This window comes from Devosia sp. J20-27, from assembly GCF_055808595.1.
The window spans coordinates 1,706,844-1,722,767 of record NZ_CM147875.1 but is presented as its reverse complement, the minus strand read 5'-3'; the positions used below and the strand labels follow the sequence as shown (position 1 = coordinate 1,722,767).

Here is a 15,924-nt window from a genome sequence, read left to right as displayed (position 1 = left end):
AAGCGCTTTATGCCACGACAACGCGTAGCGTCATGATTTCGAAGGGCTTCAGTTCGAGGTTCACGCCGTTGTCCTTGAGCGACACAGCCTCGTCGCCTTCCTCCATCAGGTTGACCCGCGCCACCGATTTGATCTTCGGCCCAAAGCTCACCCTTGCGGCGACCCGGCGATTGGCATGCTCGAAAACGCGAAGCACAAGTCCCTTGCCGTCTTCGGCCTGCTTGATCGTCTCGATGGTGACGCAGTCATTATCGACGCTGGCGAATGAAAACCGCTCGTCCGCTCCGACGCCCCTGCGTGCGAGGTCACCCACAACCATGAGCGGATTGTTGAACCGTTCGGCTGCCAGATGCACCTGCTCGAGATCGCTGACACCGCCGTGCACAAAGAGGGCGTATCTGAAGCGATGCTCGCCCAGGTCGGCCTCGGCGTAGGGATGGGTGGAACCGCGCACAAGCGTAAGTCGCACCATCGATTCCACCGCGTCATAGCCATACTTGCAGTCATTGATCAGCGCTGCGCCGAAGTCGAACTCGGAGAGATCGACCCAGCGATGCATACTGGCCTCAAACCGGGCTCGATCCCAACTGGTATTGCGGTGCGTTGCACGTTTGACGTGGCCGAACTGAATTTCTGACCGGATCTCTGCGACGTTGAGATCAAATGGGAACAGCGCTTTGATGACGGTCTGACGCTCGTGCCAGTCGACCCAGGTGTCGAACTCAACCTGCCGTGCCCCTTCCTCCAGCGAGATGATCTGCACGATTGTCGAGTCCCGGTAGCGCCGTTCGACGCGGATTGCCGCGCGCCAGGGCCCGGTTTCGGCCACCTCGATCTTGCTCTTGCCGTCTGCCAACGGCCAGGCCTGCTCATGGAAGTAGGCGTCGATGTCCCAGGCGTCCCAGTTGAGCGGCTTGTCCTCGTAAGCAGCGAGGCGATTGCCGACCTCTCCGGCCTTGATCAGTTCGCGCCCCGAGGCCTTGTCGATCACCGAAGTGATCTCGCCCTTGGCATCAAGACTCACCTTCACCAGGCCGTTCTCGAGCTTGCTCTTGCTGACCGACAGTGAAGTTTTCGGCGCTTTGACGGCATCGCCCAGCACCGCACTGCTCCAGCCCAGCGACGGCAGACCCGGGACAGGCGCGGCCGGCACCTTGCTGCCATCTGCCGAGACCAGTTCCTGCAGGACGACCGTCGTATCGCCAACGCTCAGCGACCCGGCCGTCGCGCCGGGCAGGTGCACCAGCGCGTCACGCCTGTGGCTCAGCGTATTGACCAGCCGCAACCCGCCACCCGCCAACTTAAGTGCCGCGTTCGCAGCTGCCTGCAACGGGCCGTTGGCCGAATCCAGGGTCGAGAACAGCGTCCCGTACTCGGCGTCGGAATCGACATACACTTCCTCGATCGAGGTCCCGGGCAGGATGTCGTGGAACTGATTGATGAGCACCGTTTCCCAGAACTCCGCCAGTTGAGCCTTGGGATAGGGGTGACCTGTCAGCGTCGCCAGCGAGGCGAGCAGCTCGAGCTCACGCAGGCGGCGCTCCGCCATGCGGTTGTTGGCCTTGTTCTTGGCCACGCTCGTCAGCGTGCCGCGATGGTACTGCAGGTAGAGTTCGCCGTTCCACACCGGGAACTTGCCGGCGTCGGCCTCCATGGCAGCGCCCAGCCGGTCAAGGAACGGAACGATGCCCTCGAGCCTGACCTTGGGCGCGCCCGGAATGCCCTTTTCGAGCCGCATGCCGCGCTCGATCATCGCCCGGGTCGGACCACCACCGCCATCGCCATAGCCGTAGCACAGCAGTACTTCGTCATGGACGGCCTTGGGCTCATAGCGCTTCCAGGCCCCCATGACCTCGGAGACTGAAAGGTCCGAATTGTAGGTTGTAAAGATCGCGTCGCTGTCGAACTCCTGCGCCGTGATCAGTTGCGCCTTGGTCGTCGTGCCGTCGATGCCCTTCCAGAAAAACGTGTCCCATGGGTGCCGGTCCGTGTCATTCCACGAGAGCTTGGACGTGACGAAATACTCGAGGCCCGACTTCTCCATCACCTGTGGCAGATTGGCGGAATACCCGAAGGTATCGGGCAGCCAGACGACCTTGGGCGTGACGCCGAATTCCTCGATATGGAAGCGGCGGCCGCGCATGATCTGCCGCACCAGTGACTCGCCCGAGACGATGTTGACATCGGGCTCCACCCACATGGCCCCCTCGATCTCGAACTGCCCGGATTTGACGCGCTTTTTCAGTCGCGCCCAGAGGTCCGGATAGTCGGTCCTGAGAAAGTTGAAGAGGACCGACTGATTGTACATGAAGACGAAGCCCGGATACTCCTCCATCAGCTTGAGAATTGTGGCAAAGCTCCGCCCGGTCTTGTCGCGCGTATGCAGGACACGCCACAGCCAGCCGACATCCAGATGCGTATGCCCGACCGCTGTGACGGTTGGCTGCTTCTCGAAATCGACAAGCTCATAAATCTGCGCCGCGAACACCTCGGCGGCGGCGATCGATTTGTCGTCGGGAATGCCGCGGCGGTCGACAGTGCGCAACCCGGCTTCGACAAGGTTCATGATCGCGTGACGGCGCTGATCGTTCTGCGGTAACCGCTCGGCCACCTCGAGCGGCGTCAGCAGATCGAAATAGAGCTTTTCGACCTTCTCGTTGCGCACCATGCATTCGGCCTTGAAGCCGACGAGCGGCCGGTCGAAAAAGGTGAAGGCATTGACCAGCAGCGTGTGGGTCTCGCCCGGTTTGGCATTCCGCGCGATGACCAACTCGTTGTGATTGCCATCAAGGGCCTGCGTGGTCTCGCCGTCGAGATAGGCGAGGCACTGCGGGTCGGTTGACCCAGGACGGTCCTGCCACTGCGAGGTCACCCGGATGACCATCGTCCTCCCCTTGGCCTCGGCGGGCACGACAATTTCGGCTGCGAACCACGTATTCCCCTGCTTCTTGCTCCACACCGTGCGAGGCGTGAACTCCGCCCACCGGCGCCAATCAGCCTGCAGTGCGTCCGCAGCGGCGAGATCGGAGTCCGTGTAGCGCCATTCCAGATCGCCGCCGAGCGGCGTGAGGATCTTGCTCTCCAGATCGGCACCGAGCCGCTGCAGCTTGGCCTCGCGCTTGACGTCCTCGTCGAGGAGCCCGAGCTTGCCTTTGAGGGGGTTCATCTTGGTTTCTTTCCCTTCATGTCAACGCTCGCAAACCCCATATCGAGGCTCCGCTGGAGCAAGAACCAGACCGCGGCAGCCGTGCCGCTCAGACGACAGAGAGTGCTGCCGGTAGACTCTGGTTCTGAGCCCCGACGCAATAATCAGCGGCACCATGAGTTCATTTCAGGTGCCGCGCAAACCCAGTCCGTGAGAGCACCCGAAAATTCCAAGCGTAGTACACAACGGGGTAGTGATCGCCGCAAAACTGTGCATTCTGTTTCTAGTGATGAAAACGGGTTCAGGTGCATGAACGAAAACTCTGAAGCGGCACTGTCGCCAACCGCCGCAGTAAGGCGCGCCTATCAGGCGATAGCCGATTACAATGATCCCGCCACATTCATCAGCATCAAGCCCGAGGCCGACGCGTTGCGTGAAGCAAGCGTTCTGGAGGCGGGGGGGCCCGCCGGCAAGGCGCTCTACGGCAAGGTCTTTGCAGTCAAGGACAACATCGATGCGGTGGGCCTCGAGACCACGGCCGCATGCCCTGCCTTCACCTATCGCCCACAGGCATCGGCTTTCGTCGCGGCGCGGCTCGAAGCGGCCGGCGCCATCGTCATCGGCAAGACCAATCTCGACCAGTTCGCCACCGGCCTCGTCGGTGTCCGCTCGCCCTATGGCGTGCCACGCAATGCCATACGTGCCGAGCTGATCCCGGGCGGCTCCAGTTCCGGCTCCGCTGTGGCGGTGGCCGCCGGCATTGTCGACTTCGCGCTGGGGACCGATACCGCCGGTTCGGGACGCATTCCCGCCGGCATGAACGGCATTGTCGGCCTGAAGCCATCCCTCGGACTGCTTAGCGCCACCGGCATGGTTCCGGCCTGCCGGACACTGGACACCATCTCGGTTTTCGCCCGTGATGTGGCGACCGCCCTGGAGGCGACCGCCGTTGCCTCAGGCTACGACGACACGGATGCCTATTCGCGCGCCCTGCCCGCGCCTACCCTCGGAGGACTTCCACCCAGCTTCAAGGTCGGGGTCCCCAGGCCAGAGCAACGCATGTTCTTCGGCGATACCAGCGCGGAGACGGCCTTCGCGGCAGATATCGAGCGGTTGAAGTCGCTGGGAGCCACGCTCGTCGAGATCGACTTCGAGCCGCTCCATGCCGTCGCCCGATTGCTCTATGAGGGGCCGTGGGTTGCCGAGCGCTATGCGGCAACCAAGCAGATCATCGACACCAACCCGGATGCGGTCCACCCGGTGACGCTCAAGATTATCTGCGGCGCCAAGGACCTCACCGCCGTCAGTGCTTTCGAGGCGACCTACAGGCTCGCCGACCTGAAGCGCCAGGCGGCACCAATCTTCGACCAGGTGGATATCCTCGCCGTGCCGACAGTGCCGCGTGCCTATACCGTGGCCGAGCTCGAAGCCGACCCGATCACCCTTAATTCCAATCTGGGCAGCTACACCAACTTCGTGAACCTGCTCGACCTCGCCGCCATTGCGGTACCATCAGGCAGACGTGACGATGGCCTGCCATCGAGCCTGACGTTCATCGGCAGGGCCGGCACCGATGGCTATCTCGCCAGCATTGCTGCCGCTGTCGAGGGCAAGCCCCCTGCCACGCCGGTGCGGGCCGGGGCCGGCAAGATCGAGATCGCGGTCGTCGGTGCCCACCTCACGGGCCTTCCGCTCAACAAGGAGCTGGTGGCGCTGGGCGGCACCTACCTGCGCGACGTGACCACCACACCCGACTACGCCTTTTACGCCCTGCCCGGCACGGTCCCTCCCAAACCGGGTCTGTTGCGGGTCGCTGACGGCAGTTCGATTGCCGCTGAGGTCTGGGCTCTGGATTCGCGGGGCTTCGGCGAGTTTGTCAGCAAGATCCCGTCGCCGCTCGGCATCGGCACGTTGAGCTTCACGGACGGCACTACGGCCAAGGGATTCCTTGTCGAGGCCGAAGCCATCAAGGGCGCCGAAGACATCTCGAGCTATGGTGGCTGGCGCGCATACCTATCGCGCTAGCTGACAGCCCCGCCTAGCGACGTCCCAGCCGTTGCACCGCGTCGCCGACGATGGAAATGTGCCGCCGCATGGCGTGCTCGGCTTCATCTCGATTGCCCCGCAGGATCGCTTCGACAATCAGCTCATGCTCGGCATGTGACTTCAGCAAGCGCCCCAGCTCGCCAAACTGCGCTCGCCTGAACGGCTGCAGCCGCTGGCGCGTCGAACGGGTGATTTCTGCCAGGTAGCCATTGTGCGCACCATCGTAGATGCGCGTGTGAAACACATCGTTGGCCTCGGCATAGCGCGCGGCGTCGCCGTCGCGTACCAACGCCGACATCTCGACGTGCAACCGGTCGAGCCCGTCCCGCTCGGCCCGCGTCATGGCGATGGCCGACAACCCGGCGCAAAGCGCCTCAAGGTAACCCATGACCTCGAACATGCCCGCCAGTTGCTCTTCATCGGGCTTGGCCACCAGGGCCTTAGCATGCGGCTTCTGGTCCACCAGTCCGCTCGACGCCAGCAGACGCAGTGCCTCGCGTACGGGTGTTCGGCTGACCGCAAAATCGGCCGCAATCTGCGACTCGTCGAGTTGGGTGCCAGGTAGCAGGGCACCGGAGATGATGCGCTCAGCGAGACCTCGCCTGATCTCTTCGGCCGACGTACGTTTGAGCAAGTGGTCCTCCGCCGGTCTTATGCCGGCTCGTCAATCATACTGACATGGGCCGCGACCACACGCCAACCCTCCGGCATGCGCACCCAGGTCTGCATCTGCCGCCCGATCCTGGCTGGATCAGTATCACGATGGAACAGCGTCGACGCCGTGGCAAAATCTCTGCCGAACGTGGTGATCACCGTCCCGCTGAGGCTACGCTGCAGACCCGCAGAGGGGCGTGACAACCTGAACGCCCGGATCTCGTCGATGCCATAGAGATTCTCGCCAATGCCATAGCGAATGGTCGTTGGCGCTGCAGCAAAGAGCTCATCGAGTACTTCGACATCGTTGGTAGTCAGCGCCACCTCGTAGCGCGCAAATGCCGCTTCCATTTCGGCCAGCGTTTCGGGACGGTTGATCACCATCACATCATCCGCCGTGCCAGCATTTGCTCCCGCAGGCGCGTGAGGAAGGGAATCGTCTCGAACTGGTCCGGACGAACTCGATCCCAGTCGACGCCCATCGGTCGCGTCGCGGCGTTGCCGGTCCGGATGAGTTCCTTCTCCGTCGCAACGAAGTCCAGTGGTGAGTCGTGGCTTTGCATGGGGACGCGAGCATCACCGACGAGCTGGCTGGAATGTACCGTCGTTGCAATCGGCGTTTCCGCCGTGACGATGCCAAGTTCGCGGAAGATGGCCGTCTCCAGATCGGCAAAGCCCGCACCCTTGCCGGTCCGCCCTCCAGCCCGCGTCACTGCCACCGAGCCGCAAACGCAGAAGTCGAGCGGGGCCACCTCGTCGAACTCGATGCGATCGCCGTGCTCCATGAAGCCCTGCGCAGTCGCTGCCATCTCGAAGGTGATCCCTTTGGCTTTGAGCTTCTCGGGATCGAGCCGTAGGTAAGGAAACTCCCTGGTGAGATAAGGCACCGGCGCAAACACCGTCTTGCCTTCGTAGAGTGCGCGGATGCGGATCGGGATCTGCGGCGCATCGGGATTGGTCTTGACGGTTCTGGCCCGTTTCCACTCGTCAGTCTGGGCAAGGTGCCAGGCCGCGGTGTCCGCACCCACGAAGTTCGGAATCATGCTCCAGGCTGGACCGACGGCAGTCCCTGTCATTTCCAGCGTATGCCAGATTTCGTGGCGGATGATGTCCTTGTCCGGACTGCGTCCGGCCCAGCGTCCCTGCTCAGTCAATAGCAAACCCCTTGGCAATCGGCGCCCGCACGGCACCCAGATCTTCCAGCTGCTGGGCAACGCGCAAGCAGATGTCTTCCCGCCACGGCGCGGCAATGATCTGCACGCCGATGGGCAGGGACTGTCCCTCCAGCCAGACCGGCACGCTGACCACCGGCAGACCGATGAACGAAATCGGCTGCGTGAAGATGCCCATGTTGGGCCGTACCGGCAGTTGGACACCGTTGATCATGGCTGTCTTCTGGCCCAGCTCGGGCGCCACCATCGGCGTAGACGGCGCGAGGATGGCGTCGACATCGTCGAAGAGCTTCATGACCCGGTCGCGATAGACCCTGCGCAGCTTCTGTGCCCGCTGCACCCAGGCGCCGGGCAGCATGGCGCCGGCAATCAGGCGATCGCGGACATCGGGATCAAAATCCTCGGGTCGCGTTCGCAGACGATGGAGGTGAAGGCTTGCCCCTTCCACCATGGTAATGAGAAAGGCGGCAGCCCGGGCGGCCTGCGCGTCCGGGATGGTCACAGTCCGGCTGACGCCGAGCGCTGACGCGACATGCGCCACGGCATCTCTCGCCGCGCCCTCGCCCCGGAAATAGCCATCAGCAATCGCAATACGGCCGTTGGGGATCATGTGCTTGAGCCGCGACTCCGATGGCTCCAGCGGCCGCTTGCTCAGCGCCGGGTCCGCTTCGTCGAAACCCTGCATGGCATCATAGCTCAGAGCCAGATCCCGCGTCGTCCGCGCCATCGGTCCCAGGTGATCGAGGCTGGCGACGAACGGGAACGTGTGCGCGCGGCTCAGTCGTCCATAGGTTGGTTTGAGGCCGAATAGGCCGCAGAGCGACGACGGCACCCGGATCGAGCCATTGGTATCCGAGCCCAAAGCCAGCGGCACCAATCCTGCCGCTACTGCGGACCCCGATCCCCCCGATGAACCGCCCGACATGCGCCCGAGGTCATGCGGATTTCTCGAGGGACCGTCATGCGCATTTTCGCCCGTGAAGTCATAGGCATATTCGCCCATATTGAGTGCGCCGACGAGCACGGCGCCGGCCGCCTCAAGTCGTGTCACCAGCGTCGCATCATGGGCAGCCGGCGCATTGTCGCGATTGATCTTGCTGCCGGCCCGCGTCACCAGTCCCTCAACATCGAAGAGGTTCTTGACCGCAAACGGCACACCTGCCAGCGGACCCTTGCTCCCCGCATCGACCCTGTCGGCCGTCGCCAGCGCGCGTTCCGCGACAATGTCGGTGAACGCCCCGAGCCTGGGGTTGAACTGGTTGATCCGGCTCAGCGCGTTCTCGACAAGGGCACGAGCCGAACTGCGCCCGCTCTTTACGGCCTCGACAATGTCGGCGGCGGTCTGCGGCGTGCTCACGGGCGGTACACCGGTGCAGCTTCGGTTTCGTCGTCGAGTTCGAACGCCTCCACCAGAGCAGCCATTTTCAGCGCCACTTCCAGATTGGCGCGCACGCCGCTCTTGTAGTCCTGCTCCACCTTGAGCCGCAGCACTTCGGCCGCAGCGACCATCAGCTTGTCGATATTGCTCATCGCACGGCCGCCTCGAGTTTTTCAAACGGCGTCACCCAGCCCACAATACCGCCTTGCGCAGCGATCATCTCGATCGTCGCCGCCTTGAACTCGGGGAAATAGCTTTCGGTGGCGTCTTCGATCAGCAGGCATTCATAGCCACGGTCATTGCCCTCGCGCATCGACGTCTGCACGCAGACCTCTGTCGTGACACCAGCAAAGACCAGATGCGTGATACCGCGCGCCTGCAGTATTTCGTGCAGGCCCGTGGCCCAGAACATGCCCTTGCCCGGCTTGTCGACCACGATCTCGCCCTCGGCAGGCGCCAGCGCATCGACGATCTGGTTGCCCGGCTCGCCACGCACCAGCAACCGCCCCATCGCTCCACGCTCGCCGATATGCAGCGTCGGGTTGCCCCGGCGGATCTTGGACGGCGGACAGTCGGAAAGATCCGGCAGGTGTGCCTCGCGCGTATGCACGATGGTCCATCCCTTGTCGCGGAAGAGACCGATGAGACGCGCGGTCGTCGGCACGATAGCTTCAAGCCGCGCCACATCGTTGCCGAGGCTGTCGCCGAAGCCGCCCTTCTCGATGAAGTCGCGCTGCATGTCGATGACGACCAGGGCCGTATGGGCAGGGTCGAACGGGTATGGATAGGGACGCGCGGGAACCTCTGTCATCAGTGCCCCGCCATATGCTGGCCGATCGTATTGCGGTCGGTGTCCTCGATCCGCGCGACGTAGTTGATGGTGCCGCCCGACATCACGGCCACGCGGTCGGCCAGTTCAAGGATTTCGTCGAGGTCCTCGCTGACCAGCAGGACTGCCGCGCCACGGTTGCGCTGCTCCATGATCTGCGAGCGAATCTCGGCCACGGAAGCAAAATCCAGTCCAAAGCAGGGATTAGCAACGATCAGCACGTCGACATCCCCCGAGAGCTCGCGAGCGAGGATCGCGCGCTGCACATTGCCACCCGACAGCGTTTCGATCGCGGCATCCGGCCCCTGCGTCTTGACCCGATATTTCGCGATCAGCTCGTTGGCCTTGGTCCGCATCGGACCGGGCGACATCCACCAGCCGAGCGAGGCGACAGGCGGCTTGTCGAACGCACGAAACGCCAGATTTTCCGCGACGCTCATCTTGGGCACGGCCGCGTTCTTCAGCGGCTCTTCGGGCAATCCGAAGACCTTGTACTTGTCGTAGGACGCACGCTTGGGTTCGAACCGATCGCCCTTGATGAAGATGGCGCCGTCCGACAACGGCCGCTGCCCGGACAGCGTTTCCACCAGCGCCGACTGACCATTGCCCGACACCCCGGCAATGCCGACGATCTCGCCGCCCTTGACCTTGAGATTGACCGACTTGATGGCCGGTAGCCCGTCATTATCATCGGCGAAGAGGCCCGCGAGTTCGAGCACGTCGATGCCGTTGCTTGTCACCTCTCGGCTGGCCCGCTCGCGGATCGCGGTGTCGCCGATCATCATCGCGGACATATCCGACACTGATGCCGATCGTGCGTCCCCGTCGCCGGTATGCTGTCCCCGGCGCAGGACCGTGAAGTGGTCGCAGAACGACTTCACCTCGCGGAACTTGTGCGAGATCATCAGCACCGTGATTTCCTCGCGCTCGGCCATGCCGCCGAGCAGCCCCAGCATCTCGTCGGCTTCGCCTGGCGTCAGGACGGAGGTTGGCTCGTCGAGGATCATGAAGCGCTGGTCGAGATAGAGCAGCTTGAGGATTTCGAGCTTCTGCTTCTCACCGGCCGACAGCGATGAGACCTGCGCGTTGAGCGGCACGCGGAACGGCATCTCCTCCATGAACGCGTCGAGCGCCTTGCGCTCCTTGACCCAGTCGATGACGCCGGGTGCATCGGCGCGGGAAATCACGAGGTTCTCGGCCGCCGTCAGGCAGGGGACCAAGGTGAACTGCTGATACACCATGCCAATGCCGTTGGCCCGCGCATGACGCGGCGACCGGATCGAGACTTCCTTGCCGTCCAGCAGCACCTTGCCTTTGTCGGGGGAGTAGAAGCCCATGATGCACTTGACGAGGGTCGACTTGCCGGCGCCGTTCTCGCCCAGCAGAGCGTGGAAGGAACCAGCCTCGACCTTCAGGGAGACATCGTCGAGCGCCACCAGGGGTCCGAAGATCTTGGTCATGCCGATGGCCTCGAGCGACGGCGCCCGCCCCTTTACGGCTGTATCCGGAATAGGTGTCACAGCATTCATGTGCGTGCTCCCTGGGTTCGTGCCGTGCTCGCCGGAGCTGGGTGTTGCAGCGCTTTCACCTGTCGCATCACGGCAGTGCCTCGATGAACTGACTCGAGGTCGCAACTGCCCCGAACACACCGCCCTGCATCTTGATCATGTCCAGCGCCGCAAGGTGGTTCTCGACCTTGGTCGCAGCGGTGCAGTCCGACAGCACCAGACATTCGTAGCCGCGGTCGTTGGCGTCGCGCATGGTGGTGTGGACGCAGACGTCGGTGGTGACGCCCGCCAGGACGATATTGCGGATGCGCCGCGTCTGCAGGACAAGATCAAAATCGGTCGCCAGAAACGAGCCTTTGCCGGGCTTGTCGATGATGAACTCGCCGGGCTCGGGCTGCAGTTCGGGAATGATCTCCCAGCCCGGCTCGCCGCGAACGAGTATGCGGCCGCACGGTCCCTGGTCACCAATGCCGGCGCCGATGCGCTGGCTGCGCCAACGCTTGTTGGCTGGCAGGTCGGAGAGGTCCGGCTTGTGCCCCTCACGCGTATGGATGATCGTGTAACCCTTGCCGCGCATGGCCTTGAGAACATTCTGGATAGGCCCGATCGGCGCGCGGGTCAGCGAGATGTCGTAGCCCATCGAGTCGACATAGCCGCCCGGCGCGCAGAAGTCGGTCTGCATGTCGATGACGACCAGCGCCGTGTTCTGCGGCCTGAGATCGCCATCGAAAGGCCAGGGATAGGGATCAGCAGCAACGGTCGTGCCGCCGGGCACCAGGGCCGCATCAATGCGCTCGTCAGCAAGGCTCATTCGGCCGCCTCCTTGAAGCTGCCGCGATAGCGCCGCGTCGGCTTGTCGAAGCCCGAGGACGTACCGTCGGTGACCTTGACGCTGTCCTCCCACGGCAACCTGTAGCGGCCCGCGACCATGTCCTGCATGAAGGTGTACGGGCAGTCCTGCGCGCCGCCATCGACGGCAGTGAAGCCGCGGTGACCGAGCTGGTAGATATTGTTCTCGACGCCCCAGTTGGCGCGGGCCTCGCGCACGAGGTCGGGGCGAACCTCGGCGGTGATGATCTCGTCGGGCCGGCCGGTCGTGCCTTCGGCGATGATCGAGCCGTCGAAATTGACGATCATGCCTTCGCCCATGGAGTCGAACGTGCCGTCCGAGCCGCACATGCAGACGTTGGCCGTCACCATCAGGTTGTGGAAGGAATTGGCCTGGTTGGTAAAGCGCCAGGATTGCCGGATCGGGGCGGTGTAGCCGGCCGTGCGCAGCATGATCTCGGCGCCCTTGTAGGCGGCCTCGCGGGCCATCTCGGGGAACATGCCATCGTGGCAGATGATGAGGCCGAGCTTGCAGCCTTTCGGGCCGGTGATGACGGGAATGCCGAGATCGCCAGGCTCCCACGGTTCGACCGGCACCCAGGGGTGCAGCTTGCGGTAGTAGAGCTGCAGTTCGCCCTGCTCGTCGATGATGAGGCCGACATTGTAGGGATTGCCGTCCGGATTGTACTCCATGATCGAGAAGCAGCCCCAGATGGCGTTGTCCTTGCAGGCCTTCTTGAACGCCGCGACTTCCGGTCCATCCATCGAGCACATGATGGCAGGATTGGTGTCCATCGAGAGGCCGTGGAGGGCGTATTCGGGGAACACGACGAGATCCATCGTGCCCAGATTGCGCCGCGCCTTGCCGACCATTTCGACGATCCGCCGCGTTTGTGCCACCAAATCGTCACCATCCTGAACGACTGGAAGCTGAAGCTGAACGAGCCCGATGACGACCCCGTTCTCGCTCTTGTTCAATCCGCCCAGTCCGCTCATTGGAACGCTCCTATTTGGTAATCGAAAGTTCGCCCGGCACTTCCCGCGCCGCACCCTTCGACCGCGCCGAGGCGATCATGATGAACAGCGTCAGGATGTAGGGGGCGGCGTTGAAGAAGTAGTAGCCCTGCGAGATGCCGACCGACTGCAGTGCCGGCCCGATGGCGCCGGCAGCGCCGAAGAGCAGCGCAGCAAAGATGCACTTGATCGGATCCCAGCGCGCAAAGATCACCAGCGCCACTGCCATCAGGCCCTGGCCGGACGAGAGCCCCTGGTTCCAGCTGCCAGGATAGTAGAGCGAGAGGAATGCCCCGCCGATTCCGGCCAGAAAGCCGCCCGCCGCTGTGGCGAGGAAGCGCACCAGATCGACAGAGACTCCCATTGCCTTGGCCGACGCGGCGCTGTCGCCGGTCATGCGGACGATGAGGCCCCATTTGGTGTTGCGGAAAGCCCACCACATGGCGACCGACAGCGCGATGCCGACAAAGAACAGCGGGTTGACCTGCAGCGCCTGCGCCAGCGCCGGGTTGCCCGTCCACTCGCCCAGCGAAATGGCGTCGAGCCGCGGCGCCGTCGGCTGGATGAACGGCTTGCCGAAAAAGAAGGCGAGGCCCGTGCCAAAGCTCATCATGGCGATACCGACGGCGATGTCGTTCACCTTGGGCAGCTTGCAGATATAGCCATGCAACGCACCGAGGAAGAGCCCGGCCCCGCCGGCTGCCAGTACGCCGAGCCATGGACTGCCGGTCAGGAAGGAGACGGCGTAGGCCACCATGGCGCCAAGCACCAGGTTGCCCTCGAGCCCGAGATTGATGCGGCCCGACTTCTCGGTGAGGCACTCGCCCAGCGCGACGAACATGAAGGGGGTGGAGACGCGGATGGCGCCGCCCAGCATGGCGATCAGAACGGTGACGACGGCGTTGTCCATCAGGTGCGGTCCCCCGTGTTGCCGGGCTGGAAGAATTTGATCCGGCCGTAGAAGGTCTCGCTGATCAGCAGCACGACAAAGAGGATGCCCTGCAGCACCAGCACCGTGGCATCGGGCATGCCCATGCGGCGCTGGATGACGCCACCAGCCGCCGCAATGGCGCCGAAGAGGATGGCGACCGGCACCACTGCCAGCGGATTATGCCGGGCGAGGAAGGAGACGAGAATGCCGGTAAAGCCGTAGCCGGCGACCAGCGAGGCATTGGCCTGGCCGTGAATGGCGCCGACCTCGAAGAAGCCGGCAAGCCCGGCGCAGGCGCCGGCGATCATGCAACTGACCACCATGAGCCAGCCGACCGGCAGACCCTGTGCCAGCGCCGCGCGGGCATTGCCGCCGGTCATCCGTGCCGCGAACCCGAAAGTCGTGCGGCTCATCAGCACCCAGAGCGCGATGGCGAGGACGATCCCGGCGGCAAGGCCCCAGTGAACATCCGTGCCCGGGATATTGCCGATGCGGTAGGCGTCGCCGATCGGCATGGTCGACGGCTTGTTGGCCGAAGCCGGATCGCGCAGCGCGCCCTCGACGAAGAAGTTCATGATGGCGATGGCGATGTAGCTCAGCAGCAGCGAGGCGATGGTCTCGTTGACGCCGCGATAGTGTTTGAGCCAGCCGGTCAGGCCGACCCAGAGACCACCCGTGATCATGCCGGCAACGGCCATGATGGGCAGCGTGATCAGCGGCGGCACGCCCGTGCTCACCAGCGGTATGGCAATGGCAGCCGCGGCAAAGCCGCCCAGCACCAGCGCGCCCTCGCCACCGATCATGGTGAGGCCGATCCGCGCCGGCACCGCAAAGGCAAGACCGGTGAGGATCAGCGGCGCGGCGCGCTGCAGCGAATTCTGGAAGGAGAAGGACGATCCGAACCCGCCGGTCCAGATCAAGGCGAAGAAGGTCACCGGATCCTTGCCGATGACGAGGAGGAAGATCGAAAAGATCAGGGCCGATACGACCAGCGCCGCCAGCGGGATGGAGAGGGCCTCGGCAAACTTGAGCAGGCGCAGGCGCGAGCCGGAGTCGGTCTTGAGGGGAAGAGTGTCGGCGGTCTCTGCGGTCATTCTGGCCTCATCGTGATCATGCTTCACGACCCCCACCCCCGGCCCCTCCCCTCAGGGGGGAGGGGCGCGAGACATCCGGGCTTTCAGTCGGGTCCTCCCTCCCCCTTGAGGGGAGGGATCGAGGGTGGGGGTCCATCGGCGACCTCCACACCCCGCAAGTGGGTTGCGGTCCGAGGCAGCGTGCACCCGCCGCCCCGGATCGCAAGCTCTGCATCAGGTGATCGAGCCCTGCACGCCTTCGAGCAGCCAGTTCATGCCGTCGAGGTAGGGGTCGTAATTGTCGTATTGCTTGTCGACGACGACGTTGCCCGCGTTGTCGTTGAGCGTGCCCTTGTAGATGGGCATGCCGTCCTTGAGCGCCGCAATGGCGGCATCGGCGGCCGCGATGGCTTCCGGCGTCGCACCGGCGCCGTATGGCGTATTGCGCAGCATGTCATTGTTGTAGCCGCCGACGAGGAAGTTCGGCGGGGCCTCGCCGGCAGCAATCGCGTCGGCATAGGACTTGTAGATGGTTTCCCACTTGTACTCGGCACCGGTGATGAAGCCGTTCGGTGCCAGCGGCGCCTGCGAGGCATTGTGACCGCAGGTCTTGACGCCACGCCCTTCGGCCGTCTCGATCACCACCTTGGGGCTGTCGACGTGGCAGGTGATGACCTCGGCGCCGGCATCGACCAGAGCGTTGGTGGCTTCGGCCTCGCGCACCGGGAGGCTCCACTCGCCAGTAAAGATCACCTGCACGGTGGCATTGGGATTGACCGAACGCGCGCCGAGCAGCACCGAGTTGATGTTGGAGAGCACCGACGGGATCGGCTTGGCGGCGACGAAGCCGATCTTGCCCGACGGCGACGACAGGCCGGCAGCGACGCCGTCCACATAATGCGCCTGATTGAGGTAGGGGAAATACGAGCCGGCATTGGCCGGGTCGGTATCCTTGTTCCAGAGCGGCGCCGCATGGCGGAACTGCACGTCCGGGTATTTCTTGGCGAGGTTGACGACGAAGGGATTGTAGTAGCCGAACGATGTCGCGAGAATGAGATTGGCGCCGTCGAGGTTGATCATCGACTCCATGGACTTGGAGACGGCATCGGTTTCGGGCACATTCTCTTCTTCGACGACGGTGATGCCCGGCAGAGACTTGAGCGCTTCGACAGAAACGGCATGCGCCTGGTTCCAGCCGAAATCATCCTTGGGGCCGACATAGACGATGCCCAGAATGACATTGGTTTGCGCCTGCGCGAGGCCATACGGCAGAGCCGAAGCAGCGAGTTCCGGCAGCACCGGCCCTCAACAGCGAACGGCGAGAAATCGAAAAGGTCATGACGTTC

At 63.7% G+C, this 15,924-nt stretch carries 13 protein-coding genes and 1 pseudogene; 1 reads left to right on the top strand and 13 read right to left on the bottom strand.

Going from position 1 to position 15,924, the window contains the following annotated elements; translation table 11 throughout:
* Window positions 1-7 precede the first annotated feature (7 nt).
* Complete coding sequence (locus tag AC0L4C_RS08465) at window positions 8-3,166, bottom strand: alpha-mannosidase (protein ID WP_473403191.1); 3,159 nt, start codon at window positions 3,164-3,166, stop codon at window positions 8-10.
* Window positions 3,167-3,454: 288 nt separating this feature from the next.
* On the opposite strand from AC0L4C_RS08465, the gene atzF reads away from it, so the two are divergent.
* Window positions 3,455-5,170: an allophanate hydrolase gene (atzF, locus tag AC0L4C_RS08460; RefSeq protein WP_473403190.1), complete on the top strand. Its 1,716-nt coding sequence runs from the start codon at window positions 3,455-3,457 to the stop codon at window positions 5,168-5,170.
* A gap of 13 nt (window positions 5,171-5,183) precedes the next feature.
* On the opposite strand, the gene AC0L4C_RS08455 is transcribed toward atzF, so the two are convergent.
* The 12 genes and pseudogenes from AC0L4C_RS08455 to AC0L4C_RS08400 form a co-directional block, all read right to left on the bottom strand.
* Window positions 5,184-5,825 carry a GntR family transcriptional regulator gene (locus AC0L4C_RS08455; protein WP_473403189.1) on the bottom strand — a complete coding sequence of 214 codons (642 nt, stop codon included), beginning with the start codon at window positions 5,823-5,825 and terminating at the stop codon, window positions 5,184-5,186.
* Window positions 5,826-5,842: 17 nt separating this feature from the next.
* The gene (gene hpxZ / locus AC0L4C_RS08450) at window positions 5,843-6,229 is read right to left on the bottom strand and encodes an oxalurate catabolism protein HpxZ (protein WP_473403188.1); all 387 of its coding nucleotides are present in this window, start codon (window positions 6,227-6,229) and stop codon (window positions 5,843-5,845) included.
* Complete coding sequence (locus tag AC0L4C_RS08445) at window positions 6,229-7,017, bottom strand: 5-formyltetrahydrofolate cyclo-ligase (protein WP_473403187.1); 789 nt, start codon at window positions 7,015-7,017, stop codon at window positions 6,229-6,231. The genes hpxZ and AC0L4C_RS08445 overlap by 1 nt, the downstream gene beginning before the upstream one ends.
* Window positions 6,992-8,374 carry an AtzE family amidohydrolase gene (locus AC0L4C_RS08440; protein WP_473403185.1) on the bottom strand — a complete coding sequence of 461 codons (1,383 nt, stop codon included), beginning with the start codon at window positions 8,372-8,374 and terminating at the stop codon, window positions 6,992-6,994. Before AC0L4C_RS08440 ends, AC0L4C_RS08445 begins: the two co-directional genes overlap by 26 nt.
* Window positions 8,371-8,547: a DUF4089 domain-containing protein gene (locus AC0L4C_RS08435; RefSeq protein ID WP_473403184.1), complete on the bottom strand. Its 177-nt coding sequence runs from the start codon at window positions 8,545-8,547 to the stop codon at window positions 8,371-8,373. The genes AC0L4C_RS08440 and AC0L4C_RS08435 overlap by 4 nt, the downstream gene beginning before the upstream one ends.
* Entirely contained in the window at window positions 8,544-9,206 is a 663-nt protein-coding gene (locus AC0L4C_RS08430) for a cysteine hydrolase family protein (RefSeq protein WP_473403182.1), read from the bottom strand. Before AC0L4C_RS08430 ends, AC0L4C_RS08435 begins: the two co-directional genes overlap by 4 nt.
* On the bottom strand, window positions 9,206-10,753 hold the full coding sequence (locus AC0L4C_RS08425) for an ABC transporter ATP-binding protein (RefSeq protein WP_473403181.1): 1,548 nt from the start codon (window positions 10,751-10,753) through the stop codon (window positions 9,206-9,208). Before AC0L4C_RS08425 ends, AC0L4C_RS08430 begins: the two co-directional genes overlap by 1 nt.
* Window positions 10,754-10,820: 67 nt before the next feature.
* A complete protein-coding gene (biuH, locus tag AC0L4C_RS08420; protein ID WP_473403481.1) occupies window positions 10,821-11,522 on the bottom strand; it encodes a biuret amidohydrolase in 702 nt (233 codons plus the stop codon).
* A 17-nt stretch (window positions 11,523-11,539) separates the two neighbouring features.
* Window positions 11,540-12,556 (bottom strand): formamidase, encoded by a 1,017-nt coding sequence (locus tag AC0L4C_RS08415; RefSeq protein ID WP_473403180.1) that lies wholly within the window; start codon window positions 12,554-12,556, stop codon window positions 11,540-11,542.
* Window positions 12,557-12,566: 10 nt separating this feature from the next.
* Complete coding sequence (locus tag AC0L4C_RS08410; RefSeq protein WP_473403178.1) at window positions 12,567-13,484, bottom strand: ABC transporter permease; 918 nt, start codon at window positions 13,482-13,484, stop codon at window positions 12,567-12,569.
* On the bottom strand, window positions 13,484-14,599 hold the full coding sequence (locus AC0L4C_RS08405; protein ID WP_473403176.1) for an ABC transporter permease: 1,116 nt from the start codon (window positions 14,597-14,599) through the stop codon (window positions 13,484-13,486). The genes AC0L4C_RS08410 and AC0L4C_RS08405 overlap by 1 nt, the downstream gene beginning before the upstream one ends.
* Before the next feature lie 213 nt (window positions 14,600-14,812).
* Window positions 14,813-15,917 (bottom strand): annotated as a pseudogene (locus AC0L4C_RS08400) (BMP family ABC transporter substrate-binding protein).
* Window positions 15,918-15,924: the final 7 nt, after the last annotated feature.

What these genes read in the sequence shown, in the direction of transcription:
- AC0L4C_RS08465 (WP_473403191.1), bottom strand. Translation starts at nt 3,166, where the DNA reads ATGAACCCCCTCAAAGGCAAGCTCGGGCTCCTCGACGAGGACGTCAAG.
- atzF (WP_473403190.1), top strand. Translation starts at nt 3,455, where the DNA reads ATGAACGAAAACTCTGAAGCGGCACTGTCGCCAACCGCCGCAGTAAGG.
- hpxZ (WP_473403188.1), bottom strand. Translation starts at nt 6,229, where the DNA reads ATGGTGATCAACCGTCCCGAAACGCTGGCCGAAATGGAAGCGGCATTT.
- AC0L4C_RS08435 (WP_473403184.1), bottom strand. Translation starts at nt 8,547, where the DNA reads ATGAGCAATATCGACAAGCTGATGGTCGCTGCGGCCGAAGTGCTGCGG.
- AC0L4C_RS08430 (WP_473403182.1), bottom strand. Translation starts at nt 9,206, where the DNA reads ATGACAGAGGTTCCCGCGCGTCCCTATCCATACCCGTTCGACCCTGCC.
- AC0L4C_RS08425 (WP_473403181.1), bottom strand. Translation starts at nt 10,753, where the DNA reads ATGAATGCTGTGACACCTATTCCGGATACAGCCGTAAAGGGGCGGGCG.
- AC0L4C_RS08415 (WP_473403180.1), bottom strand. Translation starts at nt 12,556, where the DNA reads ATGAGCGGACTGGGCGGATTGAACAAGAGCGAGAACGGGGTCGTCATC.
- AC0L4C_RS08410 (WP_473403178.1), bottom strand. Translation starts at nt 13,484, where the DNA reads ATGGACAACGCCGTCGTCACCGTTCTGATCGCCATGCTGGGCGGCGCC.
- AC0L4C_RS08405 (WP_473403176.1), bottom strand. Translation starts at nt 14,599, where the DNA reads ATGACCGCAGAGACCGCCGACACTCTTCCCCTCAAGACCGACTCCGGC.